Origin of the sequence: Xenorhabdus ehlersii (assembly GCF_003610465.1) — a bacterium.
Lineage (GTDB): Bacteria > Pseudomonadota > Gammaproteobacteria > Enterobacterales > Enterobacteriaceae > Xenorhabdus > Xenorhabdus ehlersii.
In genome coordinates this window covers 423,820-439,537 of the sequence record NZ_RAQI01000001.1, presented here as the reverse complement: position 1 = coordinate 439,537, position 15,718 = coordinate 423,820, and the positions used below count along the sequence as shown (strand labels likewise).

The 15,718-nt window shown below is 43.3% G+C and carries 12 protein-coding genes, 1 pseudogene and 1 other annotated feature; of the genes and pseudogenes, 8 read left to right on the top strand and 5 right to left on the bottom strand.

The annotated features are described in order from the left end of the window. The first annotated feature begins 38 nt into the window (after positions 1-38). On the top strand, positions 39-767 hold the full coding sequence (locus BDE27_RS02110) for an ATP-binding cassette domain-containing protein (RefSeq protein ID WP_099132707.1): 729 nt from the start codon (positions 39-41) through the stop codon (positions 765-767). A gap of 91 nt (positions 768-858) precedes the next feature. On the opposite strand, the gene ettA is transcribed toward BDE27_RS02110, so the two are convergent. Then, positions 859-2,526 (bottom strand): energy-dependent translational throttle protein EttA, encoded by a 1,668-nt coding sequence (gene ettA, locus BDE27_RS02105; protein ID WP_099132708.1) that lies wholly within the window; start codon positions 2,524-2,526, stop codon positions 859-861. Positions 2,527-2,790: 264 nt separating this feature from the next. On the opposite strand from ettA, the gene sltY reads away from it, so the two are divergent. Together sltY and trpR are read left to right on the top strand one after the other, a co-directional pair. Further along, positions 2,791-4,710, top strand: a complete 1,920-nt coding sequence (sltY, locus tag BDE27_RS02100; protein WP_099132709.1) for a murein transglycosylase — start codon at positions 2,791-2,793, stop codon at positions 4,708-4,710. 54 nt (positions 4,711-4,764) lie between these two features. Beyond that, complete coding sequence (gene trpR, locus BDE27_RS02095; RefSeq protein WP_099132710.1) at positions 4,765-5,088, top strand: trp operon repressor; 324 nt, start codon at positions 4,765-4,767, stop codon at positions 5,086-5,088. Positions 5,089-5,171: 83 nt separating this feature from the next. Here trpR and yjjX read toward each other — a convergent pair whose 3' ends face one another. Further along, positions 5,172-5,699, bottom strand: a complete 528-nt coding sequence (gene yjjX / locus BDE27_RS02090) for an inosine/xanthosine triphosphatase (RefSeq protein WP_099132711.1) — start codon at positions 5,697-5,699, stop codon at positions 5,172-5,174. A gap of 54 nt (positions 5,700-5,753) precedes the next feature. On the opposite strand from yjjX, the gene gpmB reads away from it, so the two are divergent. Then, on the top strand, positions 5,754-6,401 hold the full coding sequence (gpmB, locus tag BDE27_RS02085; RefSeq protein ID WP_099132712.1) for a 2,3-diphosphoglycerate-dependent phosphoglycerate mutase GpmB: 648 nt from the start codon (positions 5,754-5,756) through the stop codon (positions 6,399-6,401). Here the strand turns inward: gpmB and robA are convergent. After that, positions 6,398-7,279: an MDR efflux pump AcrAB transcriptional activator RobA gene (robA, locus tag BDE27_RS02080; protein ID WP_099132713.1), complete on the bottom strand. Its 882-nt coding sequence runs from the start codon at positions 7,277-7,279 to the stop codon at positions 6,398-6,400. The two genes, gpmB and robA, sit on opposite strands and share 4 nt — an antisense overlap. Before the next feature lie 631 nt (positions 7,280-7,910). Here robA and creA point away from each other — a divergent pair. Continuing rightward, positions 7,911-8,387, top strand: a complete 477-nt coding sequence (gene creA, locus BDE27_RS02075) for a protein CreA (RefSeq protein WP_099132714.1) — start codon at positions 7,911-7,913, stop codon at positions 8,385-8,387. A gap of 117 nt (positions 8,388-8,504) precedes the next feature. On the opposite strand, the pseudogene arcA reads toward creA, so the two are convergent. Beyond that, positions 8,505-9,222: pseudogene (gene arcA / locus BDE27_RS02070) on the bottom strand (two-component system response regulator ArcA). A gap of 706 nt (positions 9,223-9,928) precedes the next feature. Further along, positions 9,929-10,045 (top strand) — a sequence feature (Thr leader region). Positions 10,046-10,070: 25 nt separating this feature from the next. Here arcA and thrA point away from each other — a divergent pair. From thrA to thrC, 3 genes are read left to right on the top strand one after another with little or no spacing between them, the layout of a single operon-like run. After that, positions 10,071-12,545 (top strand): bifunctional aspartate kinase/homoserine dehydrogenase I, encoded by a 2,475-nt coding sequence (gene thrA, locus BDE27_RS02065; RefSeq protein ID WP_099132716.1) that lies wholly within the window; start codon positions 10,071-10,073, stop codon positions 12,543-12,545. Then, positions 12,527-13,477: a homoserine kinase gene (gene thrB, locus BDE27_RS02060; RefSeq protein WP_099132717.1), complete on the top strand. Its 951-nt coding sequence runs from the start codon at positions 12,527-12,529 to the stop codon at positions 13,475-13,477. The genes thrA and thrB overlap by 19 nt, the downstream gene beginning before the upstream one ends. 2 nt (positions 13,478-13,479) lie before the next feature. Then, positions 13,480-14,772: a threonine synthase gene (gene thrC, locus BDE27_RS02055; RefSeq protein ID WP_099132718.1), complete on the top strand. Its 1,293-nt coding sequence runs from the start codon at positions 13,480-13,482 to the stop codon at positions 14,770-14,772. An 83-nt stretch (positions 14,773-14,855) separates the two neighbouring features. Here the strand turns inward: thrC and yaaA are convergent, their stop codons facing one another. Next, a complete protein-coding gene (gene yaaA, locus BDE27_RS02050; RefSeq protein ID WP_099132719.1) occupies positions 14,856-15,632 on the bottom strand; it encodes a peroxide stress protein YaaA in 777 nt (258 codons plus the stop codon). Between the last annotated feature and the right edge of the window lie 86 nt (positions 15,633-15,718).

Sequence of the window (15,718 nt, the reverse complement as noted above, 5' to 3'; positions counted from 1 at the left end):
AAAAAGCTTTAATCTTTTAACCTAATTGTGTTGAGAATATGAACTTGAATCAATTTAAATCGATTGAGGTTATCAATATTTCATATGGTTTAACTGATGCTACAGTTAATCATGAAATGATTTCAAATATCACATTTTCTATTATACCAGGTGAAATTACTTTGATAACAGGGCCGAAGGCATCGACTAACCGTACAGTGTTGTCGATTGCATCGGGTATGTTACAACCAGATCAAGGAGATGTATTAATTAATAATAACAAGTTGAAACTAATGAATGATGTGGAATTAGGAAAGTTTCATCATGAAAATAGTGGGTTTATTTTCCAAGATTTCAATTTATTTAGTGAACTCACTCTCTTAGATAATTTGTTATTATCAACGTCTTATGGATTGTCACTTGCTCGCGAGCAAGCCGAAAAAATCGCGCAAAAATCGCTGGATATTGTGAAATTAGGCGATAAAAGCCGTTATTATCCAGGGGAACTGTCTGAAAACGAGAAACAATTGGCAGCAATGGCGAAAGCCATAGTCAGAAGACCTGAATATTTATTTGCAGATGACCCAACACGCAATTTAGATCATCAGGCATTTCAGACGTTCATTAATATCGTTAAATTTATTGCCCATGAACAGAAAGGTACGGTTGTCATTGCCTCCCAGGATAGACGCCTGATGAAACATGTTGATAGCGTTATCACTTTAGCAAGTGGAAAAGCAACTAAGACTTATGAATCCATACTGGAACAACGAGTTTTAGTGTCATAATAGTTTGGCAATAACAACAAGTTAGTTACCAGCAACAAAAAACGGCCTGATATCAGGCCGTTTTTTCTATCAGGTTTATTTTCTGGCAGGCTTACTTGCTGATCTTTTTATATTTAATGCGGTGAGGCTCCAGTGCTTCCGCCCCCATAGTCCGCTTCTTATAATCTTCGTATTCGCTGAAGTTTCCTTCAAAGAAGGTGACTTTACCTTCATCCTGATAATCAATGATGTGTGTTGCGATACGGTCAAGGAACCAACGGTCATGGGAAATAACCATCGCACAGCCTGGGAATTCCAGCAAGGCGTTTTCCAATGCACGTAAAGTTTCGACGTCTAAATCGTTGGTCGGTTCGTCAAGTAGTAACATGTTGCCGCCAACTTGCAACAGTTTAGCTAAATGCAGACGACCACGCTCACCACCAGACAATTCACCAACACGCTTGCCTTGATCTACGCCTTTGAAGTTAAAGCGACCAACATAGGCACGGCTCGGAATTTCAAAGTTACCGATACGCATAATGTCTTGACCGCCAGAAACCTCTTCCCAAACGGTTTTGCTGTCATCCATGCTATCGCGGAACTGCTCCACAGAAGCCAATTTAACCGTTTCACCCAGTGTAATTGAGCCAGAATCTGGCTGCTCCTGACCGGACAACATACGGAACAGCGTTGATTTACCCGCACCGTTCGGACCGATGATCCCAACAATCGCCCCTTTCGGCAGAGAGAAATTCAAGTTGTCGATCAGTACGCGATCACCATAAGACTTGGTTAGATTGGTGACTTCCAGCACCTTGTCCCCCAAACGTGGACCAGGCGGAATAAACAATTCGCTGGTTTCATTACGCTTCTGGTAGTCAACGCTACTCAGTTCTTCAAAGCGAGCTAAACGTGCCTTGCCTTTTGCCTGACGTCCTTTCGGATTTTGGCGGATCCACTCAAGTTCTTTTTCAATGGATTTACGGCGAGCCGCTTCTGACGCAGCTTCCTGTGCCAGACGTGCATCTTTTTGTTCCAGCCATGAAGAGTAGTTGCCTTCCCACGGAATACCTTCACCACGGTCAAGTTCCAAGATCCAACCAGCAACGTTATCGAGGAAGTAACGGTCATGGGTGATCGCAACCACTGTGCCTTCGTAATCGTGCAGGAAGCGCTCCAGCCATGCAACAGACTCAGCATCAAGGTGGTTAGTGGGTTCGTCAAGCAGCAGCATGTCTGGTTTTTCCAATAACAGACGGCAAATTGCCACACGACGGCGTTCACCACCGGACAAGTGTTCAATCTTCGCCTCCCATGCAGGCAGACGTAGAGCATCAGCCGCTCGTTCAAGCTGATTGTCCAGATTGTGCCCATCGTGGGATTGGATAATCGCTTCCAGCTCACCTTGCTCTTTTGCCAGCTTATCGAAATCCGCATCCGGATCAGCATAAGCAGCATAAACTTCATCAAGGCGAGTCAGAGCATTTTTAACTTCGCTAACAGCTTCTTCCACCGCTTCACGAACAGTATGTTCAGGATTAAGCTTAGGTTCCTGCGGCAGATAGCCGATTTTAATACCCGGTTGTGGACGCGCTTCTCCCTCAATATCTTTATCAATACCCGCCATAATGCGCAGTAAAGTAGATTTACCGGCACCATTGAGGCCGAGAACACCGATTTTTGCTCCAGGGAAAAAACTCAGAGAAATATTTTTCAGAATATGCCTTTTAGGAGGAACAACTTTTCCCACCCGATGCATACTATAAACATATTGAGCCAATGTAGTTTACCTTTTGATTAATCAAGAAATTTTAAAAAACGTCTGCGTTTATCGAGTTTGGATGGCTTATTTTACCTATCCTCTTATCAAATAGCACTTTTTCAGCGTTTTCTATTTGGTATGACAATTGTAATAATTCACATCAATAATATGATTATAATTACATAGCATCTTAACAATTCACTTGGACAGCGCACCTGAGCAAAGCATTTAAATACAGGGCAATTGGACACTGATAGTAGTCTTCCGAAGGGGTATGTGGCAATGAGTAAGTGGCAGCATTTCGTCATGGCTGTAAGTCTGGTTTCTGTTGTTGCTGGAGCGGCACATGCTGATTCTCTGAATGCCCAACGTCAACGATATCAAGAAATAAAGCAGGCATGGGATACCAAAAATATGGCGGAAGTGACGCGTCTGATGCCAATGCTGAAAAATTACCCGCTGTATCCTTATCTCGAATATCGTCAATTATCTCAGGATCTGGCAACTACCACTCCTCAGCAAGTTCAGCACTTTATTAATACTCACCCTACCTTGCCACCAGCACGTTCGCTGGCATCTCGATTTATCAGTGTACTGGCAAACAATGGTGATTGGAGCGGCATCCTGGCATTCAGTCCCAACCCGCCAAATACAGTGGCAGAACGCTGTGATTATTACTTTGCACAATGGGCCACAGGACACCAACAAGTCGCCTGGCAAGGTGCCCAAGAAATTTGGCTCAATGGCAACTCATTACCTGCTAGTTGCGATAAACTACTCACTGCCTGGGATCAGGCTGGATACCTGTCTGCACATTTAATTTTGCAGCGTATCGAATTGGCGATGAAAGCCAATAACACCACACTTGTTACCTATCTTGCCAAACGCTTGCCATTGCGTTATCAAAGCTTGAGTACGAATTTACTGAAGCTGCAACATGATCCAACGTTAATTGAACAAGTTGCCACAACTGCCACACCAACCGACTTCACCCGCTCAGTTATCATAACGAACTTCTCCCGATTTGCCCGCATAAATGCTGAACTTGCCAGAGTAAGCATCCCTACACTTGTCCGCTCTCAAAAGATGAATGACGCCGAACGACAACAATTAAAAGATATCGTCGCATGGCAATTGATGGGAGACATTACACCAGAGCAGGCAAAATGGCGGGATGATACCATTCACGATTCACACTCTATCAAATTGATTGAGAGACGTGCTCGCTTAGCATTGAGGGATGGCGATCATTCTGGGCTTGAAAGATGGATTTCGTTGTTGCCGCAAAAAACGTTGCAACAAGATGAGTGGCAATATTGGAGAGCTATTATTCTGCTCAATCAAAGGAAAAGCGCAGAAGGCAACGCGATATTACGTAAACTGACCGAACATCGTGGTTTTTATCCCATGGTGGCCGCCCAGAAATTACATATTTCTTATCCTCTGACCATCAATAAATCAGAGAGACCCGATCGTTCCATTGCCAATATGCCAGCAATTAAACGTATCCGGGAGTTGCTGTATTGGAATATGGATAATTTGGCACGCTCAGAATGGCTCCTCCTGGTTTCTTCGCAAGATCGCGTGAAACAAGAACAGTTGGCTCGTTATGCATTTGAGCAGCGCTGGCCCGCATTCAGTGTACAAGCTACCATTGCGGGAAAAATGTGGGATCACCTTGAAGAGCGTTTCCCGATGGCGTGGCAAAACGAATTTGCAAACTTCACATCAGATAAAAATATTTCACAAAGTTATGCAATGGCAATTGCCCGTCAGGAAAGTGCCTGGGACCCACAGGCCCGTTCTTCCAAAGGAGCCAGTGGATTAATGCAGATCATGCCCAAAACCGCCGAACATACCGTGAAGAGTGAGAAAATTCAGGGTTATGTCAGCAGCAATCAATTAATGAACCCGATTACGAATATTAAAATTGGCACCGCTTATCTGGAGTCCGTCTATCAGCGTTTTGACAATAACCGTATTCTTGCCAGTGCCGCTTATAATGCCGGCCCTGCAAATGTTGAGCGTTGGTTAGCTAACACCGCTGGGAACATCGATCCCATCGCCTTTATTGAGAGCATTCCTTTTGCGGAAACACGTTCTTATGTCAAAAATGTTCTTGCCTACGACATGTTCTACCATAATTTTATGGGGAAAATGCCCAATGTGCTGACAAATGCGGAATGGCAAAGACGTTATTAATTTAAGATAAATATGATATGCTACTGTACTAGTTGAATAGTATGGCGGTTAATTATGGCACAAAATCATTTGATTGATCCGGCGCTTTCCCCGGAAGATGGTGATGACTGGCTCACTTTTGTTGAGTTGTTAAAAATAGCATTTGAACAAAATTTGCAACATTCTATTTTGCAGCTATTATTGACTCCCGATGAACGTACCGCTTTATCAACTCGGGTTCGGATTATTCAGGAATTGATGCGTGGTCAAATGAACCAGCGCGAACTGAAAAATGAGCTAGGCGTTGGTATTGCGACAATTACACGTGGTTCCAATAGCTTAAAGAACGCACCGGCTCATGTTAAGAAATGGCTGGAAAATCAGTTAATAACTGATTGACAATAACCACGATAAAATAACAAATTAGATAATGCAGCGGGGGCCGTCCAATCGCGCCCCCAAACAACGATGTACCGTTAAGATTAGTTATTCGACTCTTTGTAAATTTCATGATGAATAGGCACCAGAGCCAGTATCAGAGCTTGATGATAAACGCTGGTACGCGTCAGAATACCATTGGTAAAAAAGCCAATCGCACCACCTTTCTGCTTGATATTATCGACGCCAGTGACATCCGCCATTTCATGGCCAAGTTCGCGTCCTTTACGAATGCCTTCCAGAACTTTTTCTGGCAACATCAGGCTAGCAGAACGCGATTCTCCCCGAATTTGTTTATGTTCAACGACCATCCAGGCAAACGTCATATCATCTTCAATTCCTGCTTCAACTCCAACCCAGAAATCAGCTTCAGGCCGGACCTGGCGAGCAGCCATAACTCGATGACGAGCACCTGTACGAGTCTCAGTATTACCAATGGGTTGTTGAGGTACGCTACTGTCTACATTAACATCTTCTATGTGGTAAGTGCCTGGGCCAAAAACATCATCGAATGCAAGGCTAATCGCTTTTATCTTCGCAGGGTTAGTTGTTGCTGCAATAACGTGGTACATATAAATAAATTATCCTTTGAATTATTTCATGATGCAGTATAACGGAAAATAACTATGTTACAGGTCTATCTTGTTCGTCATGGCGAAACCGAATGGAATGTGGCTCGTCGTATTCAGGGGCAATCTGACAGTCCTTTGACTGAAACGGGTCAGCGCCAAGCTCACTTGGTCGCGCAGAGAATTAAATCAGAAAACATTACCCATGTTATCACCAGTGACCTTGGTCGGACACGCCAAACAGCAGAAATCATCGCGAGAGCCTGTGGCTGTGACGTCATACTGGAACCACGCCTGCGAGAGTTAAATATGGGCGTTCTGGAAAATCGCGAACTAACTTCCCTCACACCAGAAGAAGAATCTTGGCGTAAAAGTCTTGTTGATGGTACACCAAATGGACGGATCCCAGAAGGTGAATCGATGCATGAAGTATCTACCCGTATGCGGGCCGCACTGGAAAATTGCCTTAACCTGCCTACGGGTAGCCGTCCACTTTTGGTCAGTCATGGAATAGCACTCGTCGGTTTGATCTGCTCTATTCTGGGCCTTCCCGCTAACTCAGAACGCCGCCTACGGTTGAGAAACTGTTCCATCTCACGGGTGGATTATCAGGATAGCCCGTGGCTGGCCCCAGGTTGGATAGTTGAAACAACGGGCGATATCACTCATCTGGATATGCCCGCCTTGGATGAATTACAAGGTTAACGTTCAATTGGGATGAGATACTCAAATTCCACAACATGATTTTGTGTCTCATCCCCAAGATTTTTCCATTCAAGATTAGTGAGGTAATATCGCTCGACATCGTATCCCTTTCTGCGAGTTATGTTTAGTGTAGGCAAACAGACACCATAAACGGTAAAGAGAAACTCTTGTAACTGCTCTTTATCACCAAAATAACTGAATGAAATATAATCTCCACTCGGCAAGGCGACTGGACGGCTATCTTTGGTATCAAAGGTAGCATATTCTGGTTCTATGGCTGTGGTATAGAACACTGTCTGTTCATCTTCACTTTCCATACAAGGGGTCGTATGGTGTAGTCCATAAAGTCTCGGTGGTAATATTTCCGCATCTTGTAGATAGTTAATCCAAAACTCATGACGCATATTCTTGCAATCTTCTGACCACTGCTCAAGCGTGTAACTGCAAGTGTGCTCAGTACCGATAAGTGACTTCTCTTCCAACGTGACAAATTTGTGCTCTGGCAAAGGTTTGTTATCCAGCAAGATAGGAGGACATATTCCTTTTGCGCACCACTCTTCGCTGCGACGATAGGCTGCTGGCGTTCGGTCAAACTGTTTTTTGAAAGCTCTTGTGAAAGTTTGTTGAGAATCAAAGCGATATTGCAAGGCAATGTCCAAGATAGGACGGCTGGTTAAACGTAATGCAACGGCGGCTCTGGATAATCTTCTCGCACGGATATAAGAACCTATTGCCTGGCCTGTTACCTCCTTGAACATGCGCTGCAAGTGCCATTTGGAGTAACCTGCTTTTGCTGCAACGTTATCAAGAGACAATGGACGATCCAGATTATTATCCACCCAATGCAGCAAGTCTCGAATGATGTTGGTTTGATCCATACATCTCCCTCAGTCATTAAGACAAAAAGAAAATCATATAAATGTAAAACAACTTATTAGTTTGAAAACTAAAAGTTTTTTCCTAAAAAAGATATTGTGTAGTTTGATAAATAATCAACACCTATACTTTTCCCCAAATAAACCTAGATGACAATTTCCCTGAGTGTTGTTGCAGTACACCTATCCCAGTAATTGATTACCAATGTTTACTATAACTATTAGTTAGTTATTCTTTAGGTACAATATGCCAAGATGCTTCCATTAGGCATATTGATTGTTACATTGATGTTATCAATAAACCCTCAATGAATTAAACAAGTTTTCACTTGGAATAAATTAATAGCAGAATCGGTAATATGTCAAGCATTGTCTTGATAAATAAGTCAATGATATGAATTATAAGAGAAAATATATCTACTACTGATGTGCTGGATGTTGACCTAATTCCAATGGCATAAATTTTTAAAGACCATTACTTACTCGTCTTGGGTGCATATTCAGCTATAATGCCCTGATTTTCCATCACAGACACATTCACATTGGAAATGATTTAATTAAATTTATTGCGTTACATTATATGTGAATGATAGATATTTTCACTGTATTTATTTAATTCAATTGGACTATATATATGGCAACAATGAAGAAAATAGTGATAGCGGCTACCTTACTCTTTTCTCCTGCGGCGTTGCATGCTGAAGAGATCGGTTCTGTTGACACAGTGTTCAAACTTTTTGGCCCTGATAACAAGATAGTGATAGAAGCCTTTGATGATCCTGACGTTAAAAATGTCACCTGTTATCTGAGCAGAGCCAAAACTGGAGGACTCAAAGGAGGATTGGGATTGGCAGAAGATACATCTGATGCAGCCATATCCTGTCAGCAAATTGGCCCGATCGAATTGGCAGATAAGATAAAAAAATCCGCCAAGAAAGGACACGTCGTCTTCCAAAAACGCACTTCTTTGGTATTTAAAAAATTGCAGGTTGTACGCTTCTACGATCCAAATCGTAATTCACTAATTTATTTAACTTATTCTGACAAAGTGATCGATGGTTCCCCTAAAAATGCCATCAGTGCTGTACCGATTATGCCGTGGAAAGAGTGAATAACTCATCACTGAGGCAAGCAAGCACCGACTAAAAGAAAAGCCCTGATGTCATAAGACATACGGGGCTTTTGACAGATATCCTATGTAGAATACATACCTATAAAAAGGTATCAATCATTCTTCTAAATCACCACAGAAACGGTAACCTTCACCGTGGATGGTCGCAATGATTTCTGGAGTATCTGGTGTCGATTCGAAGTGTTTACGAATACGGCGAATAGTTACATCAACCGTACGATCGTGAGGTTTCAGTTCACGGCCCGTCATTTTTTTTCAACAATTCTGCACGGGTTTGGATTTTTCCTGGATTCTCACAGAAATGGAGCATCGCACGAAATTCACTACGCGGCAGTTTGTAATGATCTCCCATCGGGCTAACCAAAGAGCGGCTATTGATATCCAGCTCCCATCCATTGAACTTATAACTTTCAACTTGGCGACGCTCTTCTCCTGGATGACTCAGGTTCATTGTCCGCGAAAGCAAATTACGAGCACGGATGGTTAGTTCGCGTGGGTTAAATGGCTTAGTTATATAATCATCAGCACCGATTTCGAGACCAAGAATTTTGTCCACTTCATTATCACGGCCGGTTAAGAACATCAATGCAACATTTGCCTGCTCACGTAATTCACGGGCAAGCAGTAAGCCATTTTTACCTGGCAAATTGATATCCATAATGACTAAATTGATATCGTTATCTGACAGAATGTTGTGCATTTCTGAACCATCATTGGCTTCATAAACAACATACCCTTCAGCCTCAAAAATACTCTTAAGGGTATTGCGTGTGACAATTTCGTCTTCAACAATCAAAATGTGCGGGGTTTGCATGGTTGCTACCTAAAATCGCTAAAAAACAGAATCTGTATGACACAAGCTGTTATTATTAAAAGAAAATATGCTGATCTTGTTCTGAATGACAGAAAACCAGCTTATGCCCGAAATAAATGTTTTGATATGTTTTACGCTAAAAGCCAGCGTCGCTTTCCTAGAGGGTACATACCCGAAAAAACCCGATTTAAACGAGGCTTCTATATTAGTCTATTAACAGCAATATAACAGCTAGTAATGCATTTGCCTTCTAAAAAAACTAACTTTTGTTGATACATATCAAAATCAATTGTAGCACGTTAACATTAATTGTAATTGTTAATTTTAATTTGGGTTGTTTGTTATTAACTTGAATAAGTTATGTTAATGGATGTTGAAATGTCGTGAATACTTGAAGAGAGATTCGCTCGACACTGAAATATCCAGATGACACGTTTTTATCATAAAGACAAAATAATTACAAAATATGTTTTTTGTAAAATTAAATGCTATTAAATAAGCTGACTAACCAAATAATGATTTGTCATTTGGGTTATATTTTGAATAATTTCGATACGGAAAATGACGTTTTTTTCTTCTTTCACCATAAAAAATATTTGACATTGACCACAATTTAATTTAACCAATAGGGGGTCAAACGAATTAAAAAGACAGACAGGAAACTATGCACCACATCAGCCCGAAAAAAATGGTTCTTGCAAACACCACTATAACCATTACTACAACCACGATTACCACCGGAACCATGAGTTACGGTGCGGGCTGACGTATACACATAAAACAACATTGAGCCCGTATCCCACAAGATACGGGCTTTTTTTTGGACAGAAATCAGGAGAAGAACGTTAATGCGAGTATTGAAATTTGGCGGAACCTCAGTTGCGAATCACCAGCGTGTACTGAGTGTTGCAGATATCGCCGAGAATGAGTTATCCCTTGGACAAGTTGCCTTAGTACTTTCTGCACCAGCAAAAATCACAAACCATCTGGTGGCGATGATCGAAAAAACGGTTGCTGGGCAAGATATTGTTTCCAATATGAGCGATGCTACCCAAATCTTTGCTGATTTGCTGTCAGGATTGAAAGAACAACAACCAGGGTTTGATTATGAACGCCTGAAAGGGCTAGTAGAGCGTGAGCTTGCCAGCCTTAAACAGACTCTGCACGGCATTTCTTTGTTAAAACAATGCCCAGACAGCATTAATGCATCTCTGATCTGTCGTGGTGAAAAACTGTCGATTGCCATCATGGAATCCGTGCTACAAGCTCGTGGTCATAAAGTGACTGTCATTGATCCGGTCAAAAACCTTTTGGCGCATGGGCATTGTCTCGAATCCACCGTCGATATCCATGAATCTTCCAAACGCATTGCGGCACTTAACATTCCTGCTGACCACATCATCCTGATGGCTGGTTTCACTGCGGGCAATGAAAATGGCGAATTGGTTGTGTTGGGACGCAACGGCTCTGACTATTCAGCCGCAGTATTGGCAGCATGCCTGCGTGCAGATTGTTGTGAAATCTGGACGGATGTAGACGGTGTTTATACTTGTGATCCAAGAGCGGTGAAAGATGCACGCTTGCTGAAAAGCCTGTCATATCAAGAAGCGATGGAATTGTCTTATTTCGGTGCGAAAGTCCTTCATCCTCGTACTATCGCCCCGATTGCCCAGTTTCAAATTCCTTGCCTGATAAAAAATACGGCTAATCCCGATGCACCGGGTACGTTTATTGGCGATGCGCTCATTGATGATGGGCAAAAAGACCAGAACATGCCGATTAAGGGCATTACCAATCTGGATCATATGGCAATGTTCAACGTTTCCGGCCTTGGCATGAAAGGTATGGTCGGGATGGCAGCACGGATCTTTTCCGTCATGTCACGCAAAGGTATTTCCGTTGTGTTAATCACGCAGTCCTCGTCAGAATACAGCATCAGCTTCTGTGTACCACAAAAAGAATCGACAAAAGCACAGAAGGCACTGACAGAAGAATTTTATCTGGAGCTGAAAGATGGTGTGCTTGATCCCATTGACGTGATCGATAATCTTGCCATTATTTCTGTCGTTGGCGATGGTATGCGTACTCAGCCGGGGACTTCTGCCCGCTTTTTCTCCGCATTAACACGCGCCAATATCAACATCATTGCCATTGCGCAAGGTTCTTCCGAACGTTCCATTTCCGCCGTCATTGAAAATGATGCCGCGACTACGGCTGTTCGTCTCTGCCATCAAATGCTGTTTAACACCGCTCAAGTTGTTGAGGTCTTTGTTGTCGGTGTAGGTGGTGTAGGCAGTGCGTTGATCGAGCAAATACGTCGTCAGCAAACCTGGCTCAAACAGAAACATATCGATTTGCGCGTCTGTGGTATTGCCAATTCCCGTGCTTTATTGACTGATGCGCAAGGTATCTGTCTGGATAACTGGCAGCAAGCACTCTCAGAAGCAACTGAGCCTTTTAGCTTGAGTCGTCTGATCCGCCTTGAAAAAGAGTACCATCTCCTGAATCCAGTCATTGTGGACTGTACTTCCAATCAGTCGATTGCGGAACAGTATGCGAGCTTCCTCAGCGATGGCTTTAACGTTGTCACACCAAATAAAAAAGCCAATACTTTATCAATGGCTTATTATCGCCAAATCCGTCAGGCCGCAGAAAAATCGAAACGTAAGTTCCTGTATGACACTAACGTAGGGGCTGGATTGCCTGTTATCGAAAACTTACAAAATCTGCTTAATGCCGGTGATGAACTAGTGCAGTTCAGTGGCATCCTGTCGGGTTCTCTATCCTATATTTTCGGTATGCTGGATGAAGGTATGACGCTGTCACAAGCAACCATGCTCGCCAAAGAGAAAGGCTTTACTGAACCCGATCCACGCGATGATCTCTCTGGCATGGATGTTGCCCGAAAGCTGCTGATTTTAGCGCGTGAGGCAGGTTATGAACTGGAACTGGAAGATATTCATGTCGAACCCGTTTTACCCATATCGTTCGACGCCAGTGGCGAAGTTGACAGTTTCCTGCAACGTTTATCGCAACTGGATCAGGAATTTAGCCAACGTGCGGAACAAGCCGCAGAACAAGGGAAAGTCTTGCGTTATGTTGGCTTAATTGAGCAAGGCCGTTGTACAGTGAAAATTGTCTCTGTTGATGGCAACGATCCACTTTATAAAGTCAAAAATGGCGAAAACGCTCTGGCTTTCTACACCCGTTATTATCAACCCATTCCGCTGGTATTACGTGGTTATGGCGCAGGAAATGATGTAACGGCAGCCGGCGTTTTTGCTGATATATTACGCACTCTGTCATGGAAATTGGGGGTTTAATGGTTATCAGGGTTTATGCGCCTGCCTCTATCGGGAACGTTGGCGTCGGATTTGATGTGCTTGGCGCAGCAGTTTCTCCCATTGATGGCTCGTTACTTGGAGATTGTGTCTCCGTAAGTGAAGCTGAAAGTTTCAGCCTGAATAATAAAGGGCGATTTGTTGGCAAATTACCTGCCGATCCCAAACAAAACATTGTCTACCAATGCTGGCAGCTTTTTTGTCAACAACTGGGAAAAGAACTGCCCGTTGCCATGACATTAGAGAAAAATATGCCGATCGGTTCAGGATTAGGCTCCAGTGCCTGCTCTGTCGTCGCCGGTTTAGTGGCATTGAATGAACATGCAGGCCGACCATTTAACCAACACCAGTTGCTGGGCATGATGGGAGAATTAGAAGGGCGCATTTCCGGTGGTGTTCATTATGATAATGTCGCTCCCTGCTATTTGGGAGGATTGCAATTGATATTATCTCAGGAAGATACCTCCTGTCTGCCTGTTCCCACATTTGATGATTGGCTATGGGTAATGGCTTATCCTGGCATCAAAGTATCGACAGCGGAAGCCCGTGCAATCCTGCCCAATCACTATGCCCGTAAGGACATCATTGAGCATGGACGTCACTTTGCTGGTTTTATCCATGCCTGCCATACCCAGCAATCAGAACTGGCTGCCAAATTAATGCAAGATGTTGTGGCAGAACCTTATCGCACACAACTCTTACCGGGATTTGCCAATGCACGCGATGCAGTCAAAAAATTAGGGGCACTGGCGTGCGGCATTTCCGGTTCTGGCCCAACACTTTTTGCAATTTGTAATAAAAAAGCTGTAGCAGAAGAGGTTGCACACTGGCTGCAACAACATTACGTACAGAATGATGAAGGCTTTGTACACATTTGCCGTCTGGATCTCGCAGGCGCACGACAGGTAAAGTAACCATGAAATTATATAATTTAAAAGACAACAGCGAGCAGGTCAGTTTTTCACAGGCGGTAAAACAGGGATTAGGTAAACAGCAAGGCCTCTTTTTTCCACAGGATTTACCAGCATTCAGCCGTAATGAAATTGATGACTTATTGCAATTGGATTTTGTCAGCCGCAGCCAACGCATTCTCACTGCCTTTATCGGCGATGAAATTCCCGCAGAGCAATTGGCAGTTCGCGTGAAAAATGCATTTGCCTTCCCTGCCCCTGTAGCGACTGTCGAAGATGACATCGCTTCACTGGAGCTTTATCACGGCCCAACACTGGCGTTCAAAGACTTTGGCGGCCGTTTCATGGCCCAAATTCTTACCCAGATTGCAGGAGAACAACCCGTCACTATTTTGACTGCAACATCCGGTGATACCGGCGCCGCAGTTGCTCATGCTTTCTATGGATTGAATAACGTACAGGTTGTGATCCTTTATCCCGAAGGCAAAATCAGCCCATTGCAGGAAAAACTCTTTTGTACTCTGGGTGGCAACATTCATACGGTTGCTATCAAGGGGGATTTCGATGCTTGCCAGGCATTGGTCAAACAGGCTTTTGATGACGAAGAATTGAAGCAGGCTTTACATCTCAACTCAGCCAACTCAATTAATATCAGCCGCCTACTGGCACAAATCTGTTATTACTTTGAAGCGGTTGCACAAATCCCAGCAGAAAAACGTGAACAATTAGTTATTTCCGTCCCAAGCGGAAATTTTGGTAATTTAACCGCGGGGCTACTGGCAAAATCGCTGGGATTGCCGATAAAACGTTTTATCGCGGCAACTAATGTTAATGACACTGTTCCTCGTTATTTAGCGGAAGGTAAGTGGCTACCACATCAAACCATTCCAACATTATCCAATGCCATGGATGTCAGCCAGCCCAATAACTGGCCGCGCATTGAAGAACTGTTCGAACGCAAAAGCTGGGCACTGAGTGAACTGGCCAACGGGGTTGTGGATGATACAACCACTCAAAGCACCATGCGCGAACTGGCGGCAAAAGGCTATATTTCCGAACCACATGCTGCCGTCGCTTATCGTGTTTTGCGTGATCAATTACAAGAAGGGGAATATGGCTTGTTCCTGGGTACTGCTCATCCAGCCAAATTTAAGGAAAGCGTCGAAGCAACACTCGGCCAACCATTGTCCTTGCCACAAGCGTTAGCTGAACGCGCAGATCTGGACTTGTTATCCCACTTTATGCCCGCTGATTTCTTAACGTTACGTGAATTTTTGATGGAAAAAGCATCGAAATAACCTGGCATTTATCACTCCACCCATTTATAGGTGGAGTGATTCCATACTGGGCTTTATAGACTAAAATTGGTTACACTAAGAAACTAATTCTGCGCAGAACGCTTAAATACCAATTCATTTCCCTTAGAGAGAGATTCATCAAAAACGTATCCTTCCAGATTGAACTCTACCAGCCGTGCTGGATCGGTCAGTTCGTTTTGAATGATAAAACGGCTCATCAGACCACGAGCTTTTTTAGCATAGAAGCTAATGACCTTGTATTTACCATTTTTTTCATCCAGAAAAACAGGTTTGATAATCCTGGCTGCCAGCTTTTTGGTATTTACTGATTTGAAATACTCATCTGATGCCAGATTGACCAGAACATCATCACCTTGCTGTTCCAATGCTGTATTTAAGTTTTCAGTAATACAATCACCCCAAAACTGATACAGATCTTTACCGCGTGGATTTTCCAGCTTAATGCCCATTTCCAAACGATAAGGCTGCATCAAGTCGAGAGGACGCAAAACCCCATATAGGCCAGATAGAATTCTTAAATGTGTTTGGGCAAAATCAAAATCATCGGCAGAAAAAGTTTCAGCCTGCATACCGGTATAAACATCGCCTTTAAATGCCAAAATCGCCTGACGGGCATTTTCTGGCGTGAAATCGGGCTGCCATTCTGCAAAACGAGCAGCATTCAATCCCGCCAATTTATCACTAATACTCATCAAACTACCGATTTGTGCGGGTGTTAACGTCCGGCAAATCTCGATCAGTTGTTGGGATTCCGTCAATAACAGCGGTTGACTATATTTTTCTGTTGCGAGTGGACTTTCATAATCGAGTGTTTTTGCAGGTGAAATGATAATAAGCATTATTTTTTCCTAATAATCCAGACTTCCCTCACTTTAGCAAAAAAGACAAAAAGCGGAGAATCTCAGCGATAGAATTTTCCTACCTT

Bases quoted from the DNA above. Each gene is read 5' to 3' on its own strand.
- BDE27_RS02110 (WP_099132707.1), top strand. From the start codon at position 39: ATGAACTTGAATCAATTTAAATCGATTGAGGTTATCAATATTTCATAT.
- sltY (WP_099132709.1), top strand. From the start codon at position 2,791: ATGAGTAAGTGGCAGCATTTCGTCATGGCTGTAAGTCTGGTTTCTGTT.
- trpR (WP_099132710.1), top strand. From the start codon at position 4,765: ATGGCACAAAATCATTTGATTGATCCGGCGCTTTCCCCGGAAGATGGT.
- yjjX (WP_099132711.1), bottom strand. From the start codon at position 5,699: ATGTACCACGTTATTGCAGCAACAACTAACCCTGCGAAGATAAAAGCG.
- gpmB (WP_099132712.1), top strand. From the start codon at position 5,754: ATGTTACAGGTCTATCTTGTTCGTCATGGCGAAACCGAATGGAATGTG.
- robA (WP_099132713.1), bottom strand. From the start codon at position 7,279: ATGGATCAAACCAACATCATTCGAGACTTGCTGCATTGGGTGGATAAT.
- creA (WP_099132714.1), top strand. From the start codon at position 7,911: ATGGCAACAATGAAGAAAATAGTGATAGCGGCTACCTTACTCTTTTCT.
- thrA (WP_099132716.1), top strand. From the start codon at position 10,071: ATGCGAGTATTGAAATTTGGCGGAACCTCAGTTGCGAATCACCAGCGT.
- thrB (WP_099132717.1), top strand. From the start codon at position 12,527: ATGGAAATTGGGGGTTTAATGGTTATCAGGGTTTATGCGCCTGCCTCT.
- thrC (WP_099132718.1), top strand. From the start codon at position 13,480: ATGAAATTATATAATTTAAAAGACAACAGCGAGCAGGTCAGTTTTTCA.
- yaaA (WP_099132719.1), bottom strand. From the start codon at position 15,632: ATGCTTATTATCATTTCACCTGCAAAAACACTCGATTATGAAAGTCCA.